The sequence below is a fragment of the Ruegeria sp. AD2(2025) genome, from assembly GCF_056542385.1.
This window is the reverse complement of record NZ_JBQFZS010000007.1, coordinates 92,807-109,002: the sequence shown is the minus strand read 5'-3', so window position 1 is coordinate 109,002 and position 16,196 is coordinate 92,807. Positions and strand designations below refer to the sequence as shown.

Sequence of the window (16,196 nt, the reverse complement as noted above, 5' to 3'; positions counted from 1 at the left end):
CGTTCGATGGTGTCATGCCGCTTAGCGACTTAGGCAGGATAAATACAAGGCATTAAGCATTCTGAGGCGGTCAGGCGAGGTGCCTGCATCGCTGACGAAATAGCCATCAACAAAGCTAACCGCTATTTTATGGGCTGTGGCTTCGCTTTGCCCGTCTCTGAGGGCGGTGGAGTATTTCGCCGCGTAACCGCTCGCAACCGTCCGCAGTTTCCCGTCCGATATGTCTGCTTGCTGCTTGTCCCGTGCGCCAACCATGCACGAAATCATTTTATTCGTCGTCTCTAAATAGGTGTCTGCCTTCCCGGCTGTTGCGATGGTGCTGGCCAATAGTATTGCTGCTGTAACTGCCTGTGTTTTCCGCATGTCCTGCCTCTAATTTTGTGTGCTTGGGGGCGATGCTGCCTGGGCCCCTCAATGTCTGATCTGGCGTAGCGGAATTATCACTCCACTACGTATGCTCACCACTTAAACGGTCACTATCTGGTATGATACAACCGTTTTCGAAATCCTTCAGTGTGCTTTGGCTGTACCCGCGCTAACAGGTTCCTCATAGGCATTGAAGGTGCCGCACTGCATGGCAGGTAAACCTATTCGGAGACTGCGACTTAAATCAGTCGCTCAGGTGTCCTACTCCCGCATCGCGGTCTTCAAGTCTCCCAGCTTGTCAGCTAGTGTTTTGCGTAGCTCAGGATCGGCTGTTAGGCGGGACAAAACTGCCTTTTCATAGTCTTTGCGCCCTGAGAAACGGAGTGCCTTGGCGACTTCATTTAGGACGGGGCTTTCTCGGACTTTGTATCGTGAGATGATCGCGTCTAAATCGCCGTCTTCTACGCAACGCTCAATGCGTTGGATTTCGCCGGGAAGCGGAGAGGGGATGGTAATTGTTATTTCCTTATCACCTGATTTCGCAATCTCAGCTCTTTTCGGAAGTTGAGTAAACACAGCATCGCGCAACATCCGCTCGCTCGTGATACAAGCTAAGTGGTGTCGGGTTTCTTTGCTTAAGGCGTTGAGAGCGTTCGAATAGGCATCTGTGATCAGTTGATCCGCATTGATACCCAAAGTCTCGCCCTGTCGTTGTGCGAGCGCGACGATCATCTCTCGGCAATAGTATAGGCTTTCGACCGAGTAGAAGGGAACTGGGAAAATCATCTGGGCTTGGTACTCGGCTGCTTGTTCCGCACTCATTCCATCGCCGTCAACCATACCAAACGCCGCTGCATGATGAACTTCATTACAGCTTCGCAATCCAAGAACTGCGCGAATGACCTCGGTGCAGGTTTCTTTAGATCGCACAGATACCTGTGGGAACAAAAGCGCGTACAATGGCTGGTCCAAACTTGTGGCGTCGCCCTCAACGAACATCAACTTCCGTCTTGCACCGAACAAGTCTACCCGCAGAGCTTCTGGTATCGCTGATGTGTCTTCTAGTATGTCGATATCCCAAGTGCGAACTTGATCACCTTGCCATTCACACCCGCGAACAAGTATTGCTGTGGCGTTTTCAGAGTGCACAGCGGTGTCAAGCTCGTGCGTTGATACTACGAAACTGCAGTCTGGTCTTTCTGCCATCAACCCGCGCAGTAGCGGAACAACGATGGCTGGGTGTAGGTGTAGCTCTGGTTCGTCAATGATAAACACCGTAGCAGGTTCTGCGCCCAGTACGTCGCTGGTGATCGTCAGAGCGCTGCGTTCCCCATCGGACATCTTGGCCAAGCTAAACGTGTTCCCATCGCGAAGTGCTTTTAGTTCGCCCTCAATGATGGCGAAGCGAACTTCCAGATTGCCCCGCTCCATTAAAGCGTTCAGCCGATCTAGCGGCGAAATGTTGGCCTGAAGCCTTTGTATGGCAGCTGCATCTCGACCGTATTCTTTGATCTCTTCAAGTGCATCCAACTTGTACTGTGTTTCGATCATCTGCAGATTGTATACGACCTGTTCGTTTCTTTGAGCAGCGCCATATGGTCTGTATCTGGCGTCAACCTGTCGATCCGCGTTAATGATGTTCTTGCCGGTTTGAATAGCTTGCAGCGGCGTCATTGAGATGTTGTCGTGTGCGAATTGTGGGTACCGAGACCCTGGAATGTACTTCACTGGTTGCGGTAGGCTTCTGTACATCCACTGCACTAGTGCAGACTTCCCGGTGCCATTGCGACCCAGTACATAGACCACTTTTTCTGGGGCAATCGCGAACTGCTTCGTACCATCAGTTGAGGGGGGGTTGAGAGTTTGTTCTCGACGCGGATTTACCTGTTCGTTCATATGTCTACCTATGTGGGGTTTTGATAAAGCCGCTCCAACGCTTTCCAAAGTTCTCTCTTGTCGAACCTAACGGATGTACCTTTCAGGGCGTCATTGGTTTCTTCGGTATCAACGATTTCCGCTAAGCTTTGGTACCACGCTGCAGCAAGCGAATCCCGAGCTTGAGAAAGGCGATCAGCGATTGTGGAGGCTGCGAAAATCGTGGTGGCCTCACGCCTTGTACGTGAGCGTGACTTCGTGAATTTCTTGGTCAGCAATCGTTCACCAGCCTCAACCACTTTGTAGAGTTGGTGTGGGGTGAGGTTTGCAGGAAGGAAATCCAAGTAGTCCAAGAAAGCCTGCATAGTATCAGCCGTGTTGGCGGCGTTAACAACAAACGAAACCACATGATCAGTTTTGCCGAACTTGTTTTCTAACTCAGTCAGTGACTTTTCCCGCGCCTCGCTACTGGTCGCGACTTCGACTTCCCTCATTAGCTGCACAATCGGAATGTCACGCGCTTCTACCCAGTTGATCTTTGCACCGTCCAGCACGGTGGTTGGGTCTATCAGAGTGCGTTCGTCTTTGGCGCAGCCACGCAGGTCGCTCCCGCTAAAGTCGAAACCGCGCAGATCAGCGCCGCAAAAATTGAGATCGCGAAGGTCCGCGTATGTGAAGTCACTGATTGGGTCCAATCCGGCGAGCCGTACAAGGCGGTCGAAACGCATGTCGTTACTGGACAGCACTGCCTCAATGGCGCGTTCTTCATCTTCGGTTAGGTAGTCCTCAACAAGCCGCGTCATACTTCGGTCCACTCAGATTTGGAGACAACAACAGTGCCTTCCCGGCTTCCCTGAGGGATAGCGGAGGCTTCTCTCCGCAATGCTTTTTCAAGCACTTTGGCAATGACTGCATCCTTATTGTTGCTCAGGCTGAAGAGTTTCCCCAACGCATTTCCTTTGGTGGGTACCACCGTTATGTTTGATCGCCTTACCTGTAACTCCGCAGCCAACGACAGTCGGTTGCCTCCAGACCTCTTCTGCAGACGGCAGAGTGATCCGCCGCTCATTGCTGACCCTTCCAAAGCTGGGCGCTGTGAGCTGCCGACGGGTGGCGCTTTCACCTTCCAAGCGTTGTTGGGCAGTGCAACCACTGGGAAGTGAACTTTACTCGCTTGCAGCAAATGGTTCTGTGTCTTACCAGCACCGCCGCGCAAAGTTGCTTTGGTCGACAAATGTCCGCTCAAATGTGGGGATGCCTCAAGCGATCCGCCAACTGACGCCTGCGTTGTAACCGTTGTTTCTTCGGACGTTGCCGCTATTTCAACATTACCGAAATCGCACCCGAGGGCAGTTTCCCAACCTTCCAGATAGAGTTGAAGACGTGCTTCCGAAATCCCTACGCGATACTCCCGATCCTTAAGGCAGACTTCAGCGACCGAAAACCTCAATTGGCTTCGAACGTCGAACTCATCGCCGTTTGGCATGATGGCTAGCCGAAGCTCTGCAAGCTCTGTCAGCGGGTTCTTTTCGTTCTTACGAAACTCTGGGTCGTTCAACTATTTCTCCTTGGACTACAGCTGATTGAAAGGGGCGCGTTTGCGAAATCTACGGCTGGCACTGTCGAAATGATACTCATCAAAAGCAGAGAAGAAACAAGGTGAGATGTGATAGTGCGGCTGCGCTGGGTTCTCAACTATTTGGGGTCTGGAGACATTCCAAGAAGCCGGTTTGCCTTCGTGCCGAAGTGCCCCAACGCAATCAAGGTGAACATCCCGGCCAAATAGAATACGAAGAGCATTACAAATACAAATGGTACACTCTCCTGCATCAGTTCAACATATACTCTGATGGCTTCACTGACGCCGATCTTCTGCTTCAGCATTTGGTAAATACACCCAACGGTAAAGCCCAGTGGTACAGCTACTGCCGCGACCTTCAGTTGGGTCTTGGTATCGGCACTCATTCGTAATCCCTTCTGTTATCGTCGCCATATCAAAGGGAATTAAATGGGCAGTCAATGGGTTATCCGACGAGCCTTTCCAGAACTCGCTTCACATGAGCAGCAGACCATTTGCCGCCATGCGCCACGTGAGCGCCAGCGATCTTCGGCTACACTTCGGGGATGTTAAAACAAATCGTGAAAGAGAAATAAGATCAAAGACCCCATTTGGCTAAGGCTGCCTGTGCAGCTGCTGGGTCAGCTCTGATCCGCAGGACAGTCTGCCGTGTTAGCGTGGTTGCCTTCGCGATTTCTGAAGCGCCTGCGCCCTTAGCCAGCATGTCTACAACGTCTGTGAGCGTTTCCCTGTCGTAGCTGGGTTTCTTGCCACGGTACTTGGTTTCGTCTTGCCGTGCGGCCTCTATGCCCGCCTTCTGGGCCTCCTTCGTTGCTTCCGCCTGTGCTTGAGCTGTCGCAGCCATAAAGGCTATCAGTGCGTCTCTCACGGCTTCCTGCATGGGGTCTGTTGTCGCCCCGTCGAAGGTGAGGTTGTTGATCACTGTCCGCACAACAACACCCTGTCGCATAAAGTGCCTGATAGTGTCAGTAACGTCTTGGTAGTTGCGGCCCAAGCGATCCACCCAACGGACCACCAACGTGTCACCGTGGCGCAGCTTATCGTACAGCCGCTTCCCCTCGGGTCTTTCCTGAAGGGTAGTGCTGATACCTGAAACCCCGTGGTCGGATACCACCTCGTCGATCTCAAACCCAGCAGCTTCAGCTTGCGCCCGCTGATGGCCAAGCGTCTGGTCAGCAGTCGAAACTCGTGCGTACAGGATAGTCTTGCTCATGTCGTCCTCATGTCCGTTTAGGTGCTGTACGTTGATAGAGGTGTACGAATACACAAGTCAACCCTTACGGACAGCTTTTGCCGCAGTCATCTTGATGTACGTGGAGGTATACCCTTGCGGACAATAAAACATATCACTGTGGGTGAGTCACTCTGACTCAGTGCAGTTCTGGAATGCGCGGCGTAGCGTCCACGGCAATCGAACTCGAACGAAGGAAGACCCATGAATACCTACACTGTCGCACTGCCGTTCATTGGTGCAATCACGATTGAGAACAATGGCTCGCTGTTGCCGTTCAGCCGTCCGCTACTGGAGCGTACAGGGACTGGTCCTGAGGGCGCTGGAGAGCTGAAGCTATGCACTGGGAAGGTGCGGGTGTACCTGACCCGTTGGTCTTCCTATCAGCGCCACGTGTGACACTCTCAAGTTGCTGAGAGGGGCGGAAGCGCCCCCTCTACTTATTCCGGGTGGAAGCCAGTGCCTTATATGGCTTCGAAAAGGACTGCCCTGCACACAATGCCCATGACGCTTATCTTGCTGGATGCACCCATTCGCCTATACTGAAAGCCCAAGTAGCTGACAGGGTAACGCGCATGACTGGACTGCATAAGCCCACGACCGTTGCTGATCTGCAGGCTGAGACAGCGCGGCTCCAACGGGAAACAGACAGGATCACCAATCAAAACCCGATCTTGCCATTGCTTGCGGGTGCGGCTTGGACCTTGTTGATTGTCGTTCTCGTGGCTCTCGTGGATGGTTGGCTATAGACCATCCCGCTACCCCCACCCCCGGTCAATTCTCCTAGCCACACCCACGGCGCGGAGGCGAAGGGGGGAACGCTTTGTCACCGGATGTATATTGAGGCTTTCAGATATTTGACCCCTAAATATCCCGACGCTTCCTGCGCTCTCTCCTCAGCTCCCACCTGTGATCAAGCCACCGCCTAACCAGTGGGTCTCCGATCCGGCAAGTGAGGGCGACAAAGAGGGCGAGCGGGATCAGTGCGAATATCTCAGGCATGGAGCCAAAGAGTGCTGAGGGGACAGCCACTGTCAAGACACACCACATCGCATACTGGGTTCACCAGATCGCCGCTGAGTAGCCCTATAGAGCGATGGGCAGTGTTGACCCACCAGAGCATCTAACGCGCCTGTGTGAGTCTCCCTGTGGCTAGCTGGCAGCACGACGCGAGTGACCCAGTCTTGGAATGGGCGAGCTTCAGGTTTGTCAGAGCGCATGATGAGTTTGTAGAGGCCGCTCTCGGACACCTGATACATCATGCGCATCATGGCCCGACCGTCACAGTGGTGTACTTGCGTAGGATGCTTACTCACCTCACTTGGGTTCAGTGTTGTGAACCGCGAGGGTGAGAAACAGACTTTGTCTGTGCGCTTGTCGATAGCAATACCAAGAGTACGGCACACATCCATGGCCACGAACCAAGGCTCCCCGTCACGGTCGATAACTCGGATGCTGTTGCTGTTGAAATCAAAGGTTGTCAGTGCATTTCCCATTTGCTCGGAGAAAGGCATGTTTCGTGTTTAACCCCTTCTCGTCTTCGCTGATGGCGATTGATTTGCGGCCACCTGAACCTAAGCTGAACTTAGTTTTTGCGTCCGCAGCCAGAGGCTGGACATTGAAAGAGAAGTTCGTGAGGCGGGGAGGAGTCTGAACTTTTGAGACCCATTGCCCCTGCCAAAGTTATCTCGATTAACCTTGGTTTTCTGGTCTATGTCGATAGCCTTATGGCCTGAGCTTTGCCCATCGCTGTTTCCCTTGACCAGTTCAATCGGATTTAACTGGAGCTGATCTGGTGCCAATGATTTAATCGCCAACGTGAGACCGGGCTGTTATTCAGTTGACGCCGTATCAACTGTTGTGACCCGCGAAAGAACTGCGGGTGAACCTTCTCCACAGAATTTACCTACCTCGTCAGTGCTTAAGGATGGCAAACTCAGCTGCGCGAAGTGTTCATCTGATAAACCCTTGCAACGTCGCTTGCGCATAAGCTGGCAACTGCGACAAGACCCACACCGCGTCAAACAAAAAAGCCCCCCAACGAAAATACGCTGGAGGGCTGTAGCTACATGCTAAAAACTAGCCACGGGGCTGGGTCATCCTCTATGGCTGTAACTATAGGAACTATGACTATGAGGTATAACGGGGGAGGGAGTTAGCCACAGGAAGCCATATTCAAGCTTTGGGCATAGCTACAGCTATATTGCTATAGGATTATACCGAGGGGAGGATGTAGCCACAGGAAGCTACAGGCAAAGCGTTAGCATAGCTATAGTATAGCGGGGGCATTTATCAATGGTGGAACCTATTTCTAGTCCATTGTTTTTAAACACTTTTCACGTATTCGTTTCCGCACCCGGAATCCCGCCTCGATCCACCGCCGAAACCGTCTGCGATGTGCTGAAGCCCCCCGCCGAACAGCGGAAGGCCCCTCTATTATCATGGCCAAACCGGGTCACTGATTGGCGAGATTGCCGTAGGCTTCCATCCCTGAGTGCCGACGCCGCGCATTCCGCGAAAGCTCCTGCTGCTGCGACCGTACCTGCTGTTTGATCTCAGGATATTCCTTCAGCAGCTCAGCTCTGGCTTTCTCCCGATAGCCCGTAATGACTTTCTGAACCAATCGGATGCGCGGATCGACTGTGGGGTCTGTCACGTCCGTAGGAAGCCGCAGATACCTGTCGCTTTCGAACAGTTTTTCCAACCGCCCATGCAGGGTGTAGCTACCGATCTTGATTGTGCCGTGTAGCTCATTGAGACGTGCGTACTGGCTCGCATCCAGTTCGACACCCTGCACCTTCCTCGTAGGGGCGCTGAAGCTATACTGCAGCCCCGTCAGCTCATCGAGTACCTTGTCCTGTTTCCAGTCACTGGTGATGAACGGGTTGGACGCGGCCACAGCTTCGCCAAGAGCCGACAAGCTGGACGGTCCCCAGCCCGACGGGTACGCAATGGGTTCGCCTGTAATCCACGAGCGCCGCGCTGGCAGGTCATCAGACAAACCCGGCACGGTGTTGCGCAAGCTGTCCACAAGGCTGCGGACTTCCCGCATGTACGGGTCATGCTGCTTCCTTGCTTCCCGCATGGCGGAAGAGAACGGGACCATTGAGGAGCCGTAGCTGTTGACCGTGGACTGACCCCACCGGGCTGGGTCTTCCATAGCCTTCACGGCGGTCTGGATGCCTGTCAGATATGACTTTGACCCGAGGTTCTGCATCAAGCCGACCGTGGCAGCGAGAGCAACATCTTTCATGGTCATCTCGTCCAGCTCGCCGCCGATCTCCGCGACGTCTGCAGCGATGCCGAAGACCATGGCAAACGGATCAAGCCGCCTGTACTCGATGTAGCGGACGCTGCCGCCATCGCCCTCAATGCGGAAGCTGTATGGACGCCATCCGGTTTCCAGCAACCGCGCCCGCTGTTGTGGGTCTTTCGGCCCGGTGCCAGTGATGCGTCCTTCCAGAGCTGCCATGATGGCGCTGCCCCAGATCAGACCGCCAACGACTTGTTTCCCGCGAGCTGCAGCTGCACGAGTCCCACCCGCCGCCAGTTCTTCACGCCAAGTCTTCGAAGCGTATTGCAGGCCCGGTGTGGTTTGCGCGAACTGGACAATGATGTTGGTGGGGGTGCGTACGAACGGAACAATCAACTTCAGCCACGGATGGCGGTTGCTCATGTTCTGCAGGTTCCGAGAGAATGACCCCTGCCGCAGTTCGTTTGTGAAGGTGGTTTCCCGAGCGACGTTTAGGCTTTCCAGATGACGAGCTGACCCGTCCTTGTTGAAGCCTGTTTTCATCCGATCAGCGACCCATTTGCCAGCCTGCTCTTTGGTGATCTTGCCTGACTGGATCAAATCAAACGCTTCCACGTTCAGCTTGGCGTAGAGGTCTGCCCGGTAGTTGAGCTGTTTGAAGAACTCGTCCCCAGTGGACAGCAGGCGCGACGGAATGCGGATACCAGTCCCAATCCAGTTGATTGCATTGCGGACCACTTCGTTGTCGCTGTTGCTTCTGATCGCATGAGTGTTGACCCCATTGGCTTTTAAGATCGCGGCCTCTGGGTCAAGGATGTTGCGGCCTTCCTTCAAAGCCTTGAGCGCCATTCGAGTAGCGTCACGAACCGCGATGTTGAGACCAGCATAGTGCTGCACCCCTTCACGGATGGCTTTCTGATCCAGCCGCGCCATCCCGCCAGCGATCTTGTAGGTAGGCAGTGCCACAGACTGCAGCATGTTGCCCGTGATGTTGGCGATCTGGGTCTTAGGACCAGACAGGATGGAATTGATCCAGTACTCCTGCAGCACCTTGCCAGCGGACGTTGACCCCTCAGCTGCCTTAACCACACCAGAGACCCCTTGTATTTCATTGGCATCCAATACAGACCGCGCCATCTGCTTGATTGCATCGGCCCCACCCGCATCAGAAATAGCATTCTCGTGCTGCCGGATGATCTCCGACCGGGCCAGTTGCTGCCCCGTGATCGCGTCAGTGGTACGAATGCGACCCGCTGCGGTGGTCTGAGCTGCCCCGGTGATAACGCTCTTCAGGTTCGCTGAGGTCTCCACCATCCGCGACTGCATAGCCAGGAATTTGGTCATGTCAGCATCGGTCGCGTTGCCACTGTCGATCTTGTAAGCTAGCCGCTCGACTTCACCGGCCAGCGACTGGACTAGACCCTTTGCCGCTACAACCATGGATTGCTGCTGTTCAGCGTCCTGAGCCATACGCGCCAGTGAGCGGTCCAGCACTGCAGGATCGACGTCTACATAGCCAGCAACCACTTTCCTGCTGTCAGCGACGATCTCAGCGAACGTGGTGGGCTCTTTGATGCCCGCCCTGTGTATGCTCTCGGTTGCCATGTTCATGACATCCTTCAGTTCCACATCACTGTCCCAAGTGTTGAAGTTGAAAAGGTCGCCATCGGGGGAGCGGTTGGGGTCTGGGAATGATCCTCCCCGTCGCATGACCATCTCACTGTACAGGTTACGCTGAAGAGCGTCTGTGTTAACAGGGGCGCTGGGCGTTTGGGGTTCGGCCCGAGCGGCTACTACGCTCGCCGTTGATGACACCTCGCCATCTTTGGCAACGGGCTGTTGTCCAAGCTGATCGCCTCCCCTCAGATTAGGGTCAGTTGTCGCATCAAACAGGTCGAGCTGTAGCTCATCCACCCGCTCAGCGGCTTCGTTCATGATCTCTGTCGCGGCCTTCTCGTCGCCAGCGTTAGCCAGCGGCTTAGCCCGCTTGTAGGCACGGAAGACGTGCATGATACCTTCCATCGCCACGCCCAGCCCCAAGCCTTCAACAGCGTTCTTCAGCTTCCCTTCAAGGATGCTGTCGTCAGCCTCAGCTTCCAGCAAGTCGGTCAGTGGGTTCTGCAGTGCCGGGACGGATTGCACCAGATCGGACAGGCGGTTCTCGTGGGCGTCGAACGCAACGAAGTCAGTGGCCGCGCCTTGGGTGAGACCCTTGACCGCTGCGCCTGTCTTGGTGGTGGCCTTGGCTAGCTTCAGCGATCTGCCGACAGCGCCATAGCCAGCGACGAACTGCGTGACACCACGGACCATACCGCCCGCCATAGTCTTGTTCTTCTCGACTTCAGGGAGCGACACGGTCCCTTCCTTGCCGAAGAGGTCGCGGGTCTGCCACTCGGGGATATCATCGCGGGCCTTGGCTTCGCCTTGCGACAGCCACTCGAATCCGTCGTCCCCTGTGTAGTAGAGGTCGTTGCCACCAGTGATCGCATTGCCGAGGCTTTCGCCAGCCCACTGGACCGTCTCTCCGATCTCTTGAGCCCCATCACGGACACCACCGACGACAGCCCGGTAGGCTTCTTCAAGAAAGCTAGCGCCTTCTTCAGTCTCTGCCGACACCTCGACAGCTGCCCCAGAGGTTTCCCCCTGAGGCTCGGCTGAAGTGGGCGCAGGCTGAGCTGCCGGGATTACGAGCATCCCGTTCTCATCGAACTGCAGCCCATTGGTAGGAGTGTCAGTGTTGGTTGTGTCTGGGACCACGATCATCCCGTTTTCGTCGAATTGAATACCAGTCATAGGTTTCCTTTGTTCATTCGTCGCGCGACATTTGCCCACAAACGAAAAACCCCCACAGTCCGAGCGGGACAATGAGGGCGGCAAGGGGCGCGACTTGATTTGGTTGGCTCATCAGATGGGGAGCATCGTATAACGGGCCATGGCTTAAACGCGGCTATTTTGCGCGAGCTGCAATCATCCTTTGGCGAGCGATCATCAGTGTACGGTCTTCAAGTTGATCTAGCGCCTTGTTGACCCAAACCCTGCCATTATCGGTCAGCTTGTGACGGTGTCTCTTGCCGTCCTTGTATGCCACGATGAGACCCGGTGCTGCTGTTCCCCCGCCTTTCTTAGCACCCAGTTTTTTGAGCGTCTTGTAGATCGTGCTTTGTACCATACCAAATTTCTCTTGGAGGTACCTTGAAGTGCATCCCGGCTCATCAGCGATGGCCAGCAATACATGGGTGTTCAACAGTGCTTCAACATCGCGTCCAAGTGACAGGCTGGAAAGTGCTGTACACATCGGCCCCGCCAAGTCGCTAATGATAACTTCGTCCTTTGTATGTTTTGGTTTTGTCATGGATTGCCTTTCGATATTCGTGAATTTTTGCCCGAGCGTTTCGGGTGTTAAGCAATGGTGGAACTTATTAATTTCCGACGGAATAGATGTGAGGCCCGCCTGTATATCGGACAGGTTCTCCGCTCGTTGGCTGACACCAACGTTATATTGATCCACGGAGTATCGCGCGTTCTTGCGGTACCTTCATCGGGCAAGCGGAAACTTCTGACCCGCTTCAGTTCCCTGTGTCTAGGTAGCTGGGAACAAGCGCCATTTGTTCAGCCAAGCCGGGGAGCATTGCTTCGCTCTTACCGTACCCTTCGTCCGAGCTGCCCCGTGTACGTCCCGTGATGTAATTGCGAGCGCTGTCTTGCATCCCTGCGGACAACGCCATGTCTTCGAAGAGGTGCCGCCAGCCATGGTTAGGCTGCAGTTCTGCGCGAGTGATCTTTAAGGTTCTTCTGACCCAATCCCGTACTTTCGACTGGCTGGAAGCAGCAAAGAGGCGGCATGATTGGTCACCCTTTGCAGCGGCCTTTTTGCTAGCCACGAACTTCAAGAAACCTTCACTCAACACATCATCATGGATAGGTACGCGCCGTTCGCTGTGTTGGTTCTTCAGCGATCTTCCACCCATGGTAGTCAGCCGCATGAACCAGCGCCCGCCGACTTCGAATATGTCTTCTGCTCGTAGCTGTGCAGGCTCGTTGATCCTTGCACCACTATAGGCGCAAAGCCACGGGAGCCATCGCGTCTCATCGCTCAATGACTGATCGCGTGTGGCAAGCAGAACGGCGCGGGCCTCTTCAAGACGGAATGTGCGTTCTGAACTTGGCACTGCTGCTGCCTCTGGCCTTTCTACCAAGTCAACTGGGTTTCCTTCAGGGAAAAGTGAGCCGAACGATTGTCTACGTCCGTACTGCACCAAGGTTCTGAGGTTTTGGATGCGCTGGGCAATTGTGTTGTTGCTGAGCTTACCTTCGTCCAGCATCGCTCGTTTCCACTGGTCTACTTCTTCAGTGGTTAATGTGCCGATGGTCTCGTGGCCTCTGAATTCGCGGAACTCTTGGATTACCGTTCGCAGCTTATCCTCAGTGCCTTTCTTAACTGGAACGGCATCCTTCCCTTGCGCTTTATCCTTGATCCGTTGATCGAGTACATCTGTCAGGGTTTTCCCCGTGCCACCCTTTTCGCGGTCTATTTCCTGCGCCCTTGGCACTGCGAATGCTGGGTATTTGTCCGTCTGACCGCTATCCGAGTAGTCGCCCAGCGATTTCGCCTTGTTAACCGTCGCCGCTTCGTTCATCGCTGTGGACAGGTGGCCGAGCAGTTTTAACCGTGACGGCGTTGTTATGCGTAGGCTATGCTTGCGCAGTATCGCATCAGCTAGGCCTCCGAACCGCGCTTCCAAGGCCTCTTGTGTTTTCCCTGCGCCATCAACCTCCACCTGTAGATTATTGACCAAACCCCTCTGAGCCAGCGCGTTTCTCTTCAGTGTGCTTTGCCACAACTGAGGTTCGCCGGGGTTTTCGTCAAAGCCTTCCACAAACGCAGCTCGCACTTCACCAGCTAGCGCAACGGCTTGCCTGTGACTTAGCTCGATAGGCCCAATCCTCAAGCTTTCCCAATGCGCCTCAACTGCAGCTAAGGCAGCGGGAAACAGCCTGCGGGCTTCCCTTATGTCCTTTGTGCGTAGTGATGTCTTTGCGTGTGTCGTAATCTTGCGCGTGACAGTGGTTTCACCAACTGGGATATTGACGAACGTCCCCTTGGCCTTCTCAGTAAGATCGGCAGGAACTGTAATCCAGACATAGTAGTATCCGTTGTCCCGCAGCATCGGGTTCGGCATCATTTTCACTCGCTTCAATGTACCACCTCCATGTACCAAACACGGCGGCGCTGCACCCTTAGATACAAGGGCAACCATAAAAACAAGGGCGATTGGATGGTGCTGCTGGAGAGAATTGAACTCTCGACCTCTCCCTTACCAAGGGAGTGCTCTACCTCTGAGCTACAGCAGCATCGTGGGCGGGTGATTAGACTCAAACGAAACGCGGCGCAAGGGTGTCTGGACGGTTTTTTACGTCTCCTGTAGAGAAAGACAATGGCAGACAAAAATTCACCCAAAAAACACGGCAAATCCGGCGAAACGCGCGAAGACCGCCTCAAGGCGGCGCTCAAGGCGAATATGGCGCGGCGCAAGGCGCAGGCCAAGGCGCGGGCGACGGGCAAGGCCGGCAAGGACGAGGGATAAGAGCAGATGGATTCGATTCTGGTGACGGGCAATGGCCCGCTGAACGGGCAGATTCCGATCGCGGGGGCCAAGAATGCGTGCCTCACGCTGATGCCTGCGACGCTGCTCAGCGAAGAACCGCTGACGCTGACCAATGCGCCGCGACTAAGCGACATCAAGACCATGACCGCCCTGTTGCAATCGCTGGGGGCCGAGGTCTCGGCGCTGCAGGACGGGCAGGTGATCGCCATGTCCAGCCACGATCTGACCAGCCACGTGGCCGACTACGATATCGTGCGCAAGATGCGCGCTTCGAACCTTGTGCTGGGGCCGTTGCTGGCGCGGTTCGGGCAGGCGGTTGTCTCGCTGCCCGGCGGATGTGCCATTGGCGCGCGGCCCATGGATTTGCATGTCGAAGGACTGGAGGCGCTTGGGGCCGAGATCGAGCTTAAAGACGGCTATCTGCACGCCAACGCCCCCGGTGGCCTGAAAGGCGCGGTGCATGAGATGCGCTTTGCATCCGTGGGCGCGACCGAGAACATCGTCATGGCCGCCACGCTCGCCAAGGGCACCACGGTGCTGAAAAACGCGGCACGTGAGCCCGAGATCGTCGATCTGGTCGAATGCTTGCGCAAGATGGGCGCGCAGATTTCCGGCGAGGGGACTTCGACCATCGAAATTCAAGGCGTCAACCGCCTGCATGGCGCAACCCATCAGGTCGTGACCGACCGGATCGAGCTGGGCACCTATATGCTGGCCCCCGCCATCTGCGGTGGCGAGGTCGAATTGCTGGGTGGTCGGATGCGACTGGTTGAATCCTTCGCGGCCAAGCTGGATGCGGCGGGGATCAATGTCACGGAAACCGAGAAGGGCCTGAAAGTCGCTCGCAAGAACGGGCGGGTTCGGGCCGTGGATGTGGTCACCGAACCCTTCCCCGGCTTCCCGACCGATCTGCAGGCGCAGATGATGGCGCTGATGTGTACTGCCGAAGGTGTGTCCGTTCTTGAAGAGCGTATTTTCGAGAATCGCTTTATGCACGCCCCTGAACTTGTCCGTATGGGCGCTGAAATCGAGGTTCATGGCGGCACCGCCACCGTGACCGGGGTCGAACGCCTGAAAGGTGCGCCGGTTATGGCGACGGACCTGCGGGCCTCGGTCTCGCTGATCCTGGCCGGGTTGGCGGCGGAAGGCGAGACAACCGTCAGCCGGGTCTATCATCTGGACCGCGGATATGAGCATGTGGTGCGCAAGCTGGAAGGCGTGGGCGCAAGGATTGAACGGATCAAGGGCGAATGACAGACGCAAGTTTTCACGACGGGCGCGAGGCGCCGCTGAACCTCGGGGCCGAGGATGCCGATGACCTGCAGGTGATTGCAACACTGACGCAAGACGCGATCTTCCCGGTGACCGAGATGACATGGCAACCGGCCCAGCGCCGCTTTGCCCTGTTGCTGAACCGGTTCCGGTGGGAGGACCGCGACGCCGCCACCAAACGCGGCCGCGCGTTCGAGCGGGTGCAGGCGGTGCTGATGTTCGGCTCGGTCCTGTCGGTGGCCAGTCAGGGCATCGACCGCAGCGACAAGGACATGATCCTGTCACTGTTGTCGGTCGATTTCGAACCGGCCGAGGATGGCGCGGGCCGGATCCTGCTGACGCTGGCCGGCGACGGCGCGATTCGTCTGACGGTCGAGGCGGTGGACGCCACGCTCAAGGACGTCACCCGCCCTTATATCGCCCCCTCGGGCCACGCCCCGCATCACCCCGAGTGAACAACAAACGCGGCATTGCGCAGGCGTTCCCGGCCCCGCCCGGCGGCGTCGACCTGCGCCGGGCGACCGTGTTCGACGTCTTTGGCATGAGCCGCGTCCTGACCCGTTCGATCCGCGATCTGTGCCGGGCCGATCATCTGGATGATCCCGAAAAGCTTGGCCAGTGGACCGCCAACAAGGACCCCGCCAGCATCCGCAGCTGGATCGACGGCGGGGCAGAGCTGTGGGTGGCAACCCGGGCCGACGAGGTCGCAGGGGTCGGCGGATTGCGGGCTGGCGGAGAGGTCACCCTGCTCTATGTCGATCCCGATCACACCGGGCGCGGGCTTGGCTCTGCGCTGCTGACCCGGATCGAAGATGCCCTGCGCGCACAGGGCTGCACGCAGGCGCATCTGCACGCCACAAAAACCGCGCATGATTTCTATCTTGCGCAGGGGTGGCATGATCACGGCGACCCCGCAGACTGGAATGGCATCCCCCAATTCCCGATGCGCAAATCGCTGCACCCCACGGGCTGAGGGTTGAGGACACCCCGCTCGGGCGATAAGACCCGATGAAA

Annotated in this window: 15 protein-coding genes and 1 tRNA gene; 5 read left to right on the top strand and 11 right to left on the bottom strand. The window is 55.9% G+C overall.

Going from position 1 to position 16,196, the window contains the following annotated elements:
• Positions 1–21 precede the first annotated feature (21 nt).
• The 6 genes from ACR1XV_RS15050 to ACR1XV_RS15025 all read right to left on the bottom strand — a co-directional run bounded on the left by ACR1XV_RS15050 (position 22) and on the right by ACR1XV_RS15025 (position 5,033).
• Positions 22–363 carry a hypothetical protein gene (locus ACR1XV_RS15050; RefSeq protein ID WP_480532726.1) on the bottom strand — a complete coding sequence of 114 codons (342 nt, stop codon included), beginning with the start codon at positions 361–363 and terminating at the stop codon, positions 22–24.
• Between the two features lie 264 nt (positions 364–627).
• A complete protein-coding gene (locus tag ACR1XV_RS15045) occupies positions 628–2,262 on the bottom strand; it encodes an AAA family ATPase (protein WP_480532724.1) in 1,635 nt (544 codons plus the stop codon).
• Positions 2,263–2,270: 8 nt separating this feature from the next.
• Positions 2,271–3,044 (bottom strand): pentapeptide repeat-containing protein, encoded by a 774-nt coding sequence (locus tag ACR1XV_RS15040; RefSeq protein WP_480532722.1) that lies wholly within the window; start codon positions 3,042–3,044, stop codon positions 2,271–2,273.
• Positions 3,041–3,799, bottom strand: coding sequence for a hypothetical protein (locus ACR1XV_RS15035; RefSeq protein WP_480532720.1), 759 nt, complete (start codon positions 3,797–3,799; stop codon positions 3,041–3,043). The genes ACR1XV_RS15040 and ACR1XV_RS15035 overlap by 4 nt, the downstream gene beginning before the upstream one ends.
• A 137-nt stretch (positions 3,800–3,936) precedes the next feature.
• On the bottom strand, positions 3,937–4,206 hold the full coding sequence (locus ACR1XV_RS15030; protein WP_480532718.1) for a hypothetical protein: 270 nt from the start codon (positions 4,204–4,206) through the stop codon (positions 3,937–3,939).
• Between the two features lie 191 nt (positions 4,207–4,397).
• Positions 4,398–5,033 (bottom strand): recombinase family protein, encoded by a 636-nt coding sequence (locus ACR1XV_RS15025; RefSeq protein ID WP_480532716.1) that lies wholly within the window; start codon positions 5,031–5,033, stop codon positions 4,398–4,400.
• 222 nt (positions 5,034–5,255) lie between these two features.
• Here ACR1XV_RS15025 and ACR1XV_RS15020 point away from each other — a divergent pair, with 222 nt between their 5' ends.
• Positions 5,256–5,450 carry a hypothetical protein gene (locus tag ACR1XV_RS15020; RefSeq protein WP_480532714.1) on the top strand — a complete coding sequence of 65 codons (195 nt, stop codon included), beginning with the start codon at positions 5,256–5,258 and terminating at the stop codon, positions 5,448–5,450.
• A gap of 635 nt (positions 5,451–6,085) precedes the next feature.
• On the opposite strand, the gene ACR1XV_RS15015 is transcribed toward ACR1XV_RS15020, so the two are convergent.
• The 5 genes from ACR1XV_RS15015 to ACR1XV_RS14995 form a co-directional block, all read right to left on the bottom strand.
• Complete coding sequence (locus ACR1XV_RS15015; protein ID WP_480532878.1) at positions 6,086–6,547, bottom strand: BRO-N domain-containing protein; 462 nt, start codon at positions 6,545–6,547, stop codon at positions 6,086–6,088.
• Between the two features lie 959 nt (positions 6,548–7,506).
• Positions 7,507–11,097, bottom strand: coding sequence for a hypothetical protein (locus tag ACR1XV_RS15010; protein ID WP_480532712.1), 3,591 nt, complete (start codon positions 11,095–11,097; stop codon positions 7,507–7,509).
• 154 nt (positions 11,098–11,251) lie between these two features.
• On the bottom strand, positions 11,252–11,812 hold the full coding sequence (locus ACR1XV_RS15005; protein WP_480532710.1) for a hypothetical protein: 561 nt from the start codon (positions 11,810–11,812) through the stop codon (positions 11,252–11,254).
• 58 nt (positions 11,813–11,870) lie between these two features.
• Positions 11,871–13,493: a DUF6538 domain-containing protein gene (locus ACR1XV_RS15000; protein ID WP_480532876.1), complete on the bottom strand. Its 1,623-nt coding sequence runs from the start codon at positions 13,491–13,493 to the stop codon at positions 11,871–11,873.
• Between the two features lie 88 nt (positions 13,494–13,581).
• A tRNA-Thr gene (locus ACR1XV_RS14995) sits at positions 13,582–13,656 on the bottom strand.
• Positions 13,657–13,739: 83 nt separating this feature from the next.
• Here ACR1XV_RS14995 and ACR1XV_RS14990 point away from each other — a divergent pair.
• Genes ACR1XV_RS14990 through ACR1XV_RS14975 form a run of 4 tightly spaced genes read left to right on the top strand, consistent with a single transcriptional unit; the run spans position 13,740 to position 16,155 of the window.
• Positions 13,740–13,889 (top strand): hypothetical protein, encoded by a 150-nt coding sequence (locus tag ACR1XV_RS14990; protein ID WP_480532708.1) that lies wholly within the window; start codon positions 13,740–13,742, stop codon positions 13,887–13,889.
• Positions 13,890–13,895: 6 nt separating this feature from the next.
• Positions 13,896–15,164 (top strand): UDP-N-acetylglucosamine 1-carboxyvinyltransferase, encoded by a 1,269-nt coding sequence (gene murA / locus ACR1XV_RS14985; RefSeq protein ID WP_480532706.1) that lies wholly within the window; start codon positions 13,896–13,898, stop codon positions 15,162–15,164.
• Positions 15,161–15,637, top strand: a complete 477-nt coding sequence (locus ACR1XV_RS14980) for a DUF2948 family protein (protein WP_480532704.1) — start codon at positions 15,161–15,163, stop codon at positions 15,635–15,637. The genes murA and ACR1XV_RS14980 overlap by 4 nt, the downstream gene beginning before the upstream one ends.
• Positions 15,634–16,155, top strand: coding sequence for a GNAT family N-acetyltransferase (locus ACR1XV_RS14975; protein ID WP_480532702.1), 522 nt, complete (start codon positions 15,634–15,636; stop codon positions 16,153–16,155). Before ACR1XV_RS14980 ends, ACR1XV_RS14975 begins: the two co-directional genes overlap by 4 nt.
• Positions 16,156–16,196 lie beyond the last annotated feature (41 nt).

Excerpts from the sequence above, each read along its gene's own strand:
- ACR1XV_RS15050 (WP_480532726.1), bottom strand. The coding sequence starts at position 363 with ATGCGGAAAACACAGGCAGTTACAGCAGCAATACTATTGGCCAGCACC.
- ACR1XV_RS15015 (WP_480532878.1), bottom strand. The coding sequence starts at position 6,547 with ATGGGAAATGCACTGACAACCTTTGATTTCAACAGCAACAGCATCCGA.
- ACR1XV_RS15040 (WP_480532722.1), bottom strand. The coding sequence starts at position 3,044 with ATGACGCGGCTTGTTGAGGACTACCTAACCGAAGATGAAGAACGCGCC.
- ACR1XV_RS15045 (WP_480532724.1), bottom strand. The coding sequence starts at position 2,262 with ATGAACGAACAGGTAAATCCGCGTCGAGAACAAACTCTCAACCCCCCC.
- ACR1XV_RS15020 (WP_480532714.1), top strand. The coding sequence starts at position 5,256 with ATGAATACCTACACTGTCGCACTGCCGTTCATTGGTGCAATCACGATT.
- ACR1XV_RS14980 (WP_480532704.1), top strand. The coding sequence starts at position 15,161 with ATGACAGACGCAAGTTTTCACGACGGGCGCGAGGCGCCGCTGAACCTC.
- ACR1XV_RS15010 (WP_480532712.1), bottom strand. The coding sequence starts at position 11,097 with ATGACTGGTATTCAATTCGACGAAAACGGGATGATCGTGGTCCCAGAC.
- ACR1XV_RS15025 (WP_480532716.1), bottom strand. The coding sequence starts at position 5,033 with ATGAGCAAGACTATCCTGTACGCACGAGTTTCGACTGCTGACCAGACG.
- ACR1XV_RS15030 (WP_480532718.1), bottom strand. The coding sequence starts at position 4,206 with ATGAGTGCCGATACCAAGACCCAACTGAAGGTCGCGGCAGTAGCTGTA.
- murA (WP_480532706.1), top strand. The coding sequence starts at position 13,896 with ATGGATTCGATTCTGGTGACGGGCAATGGCCCGCTGAACGGGCAGATT.
- ACR1XV_RS14990 (WP_480532708.1), top strand. The coding sequence starts at position 13,740 with ATGGCAGACAAAAATTCACCCAAAAAACACGGCAAATCCGGCGAAACG.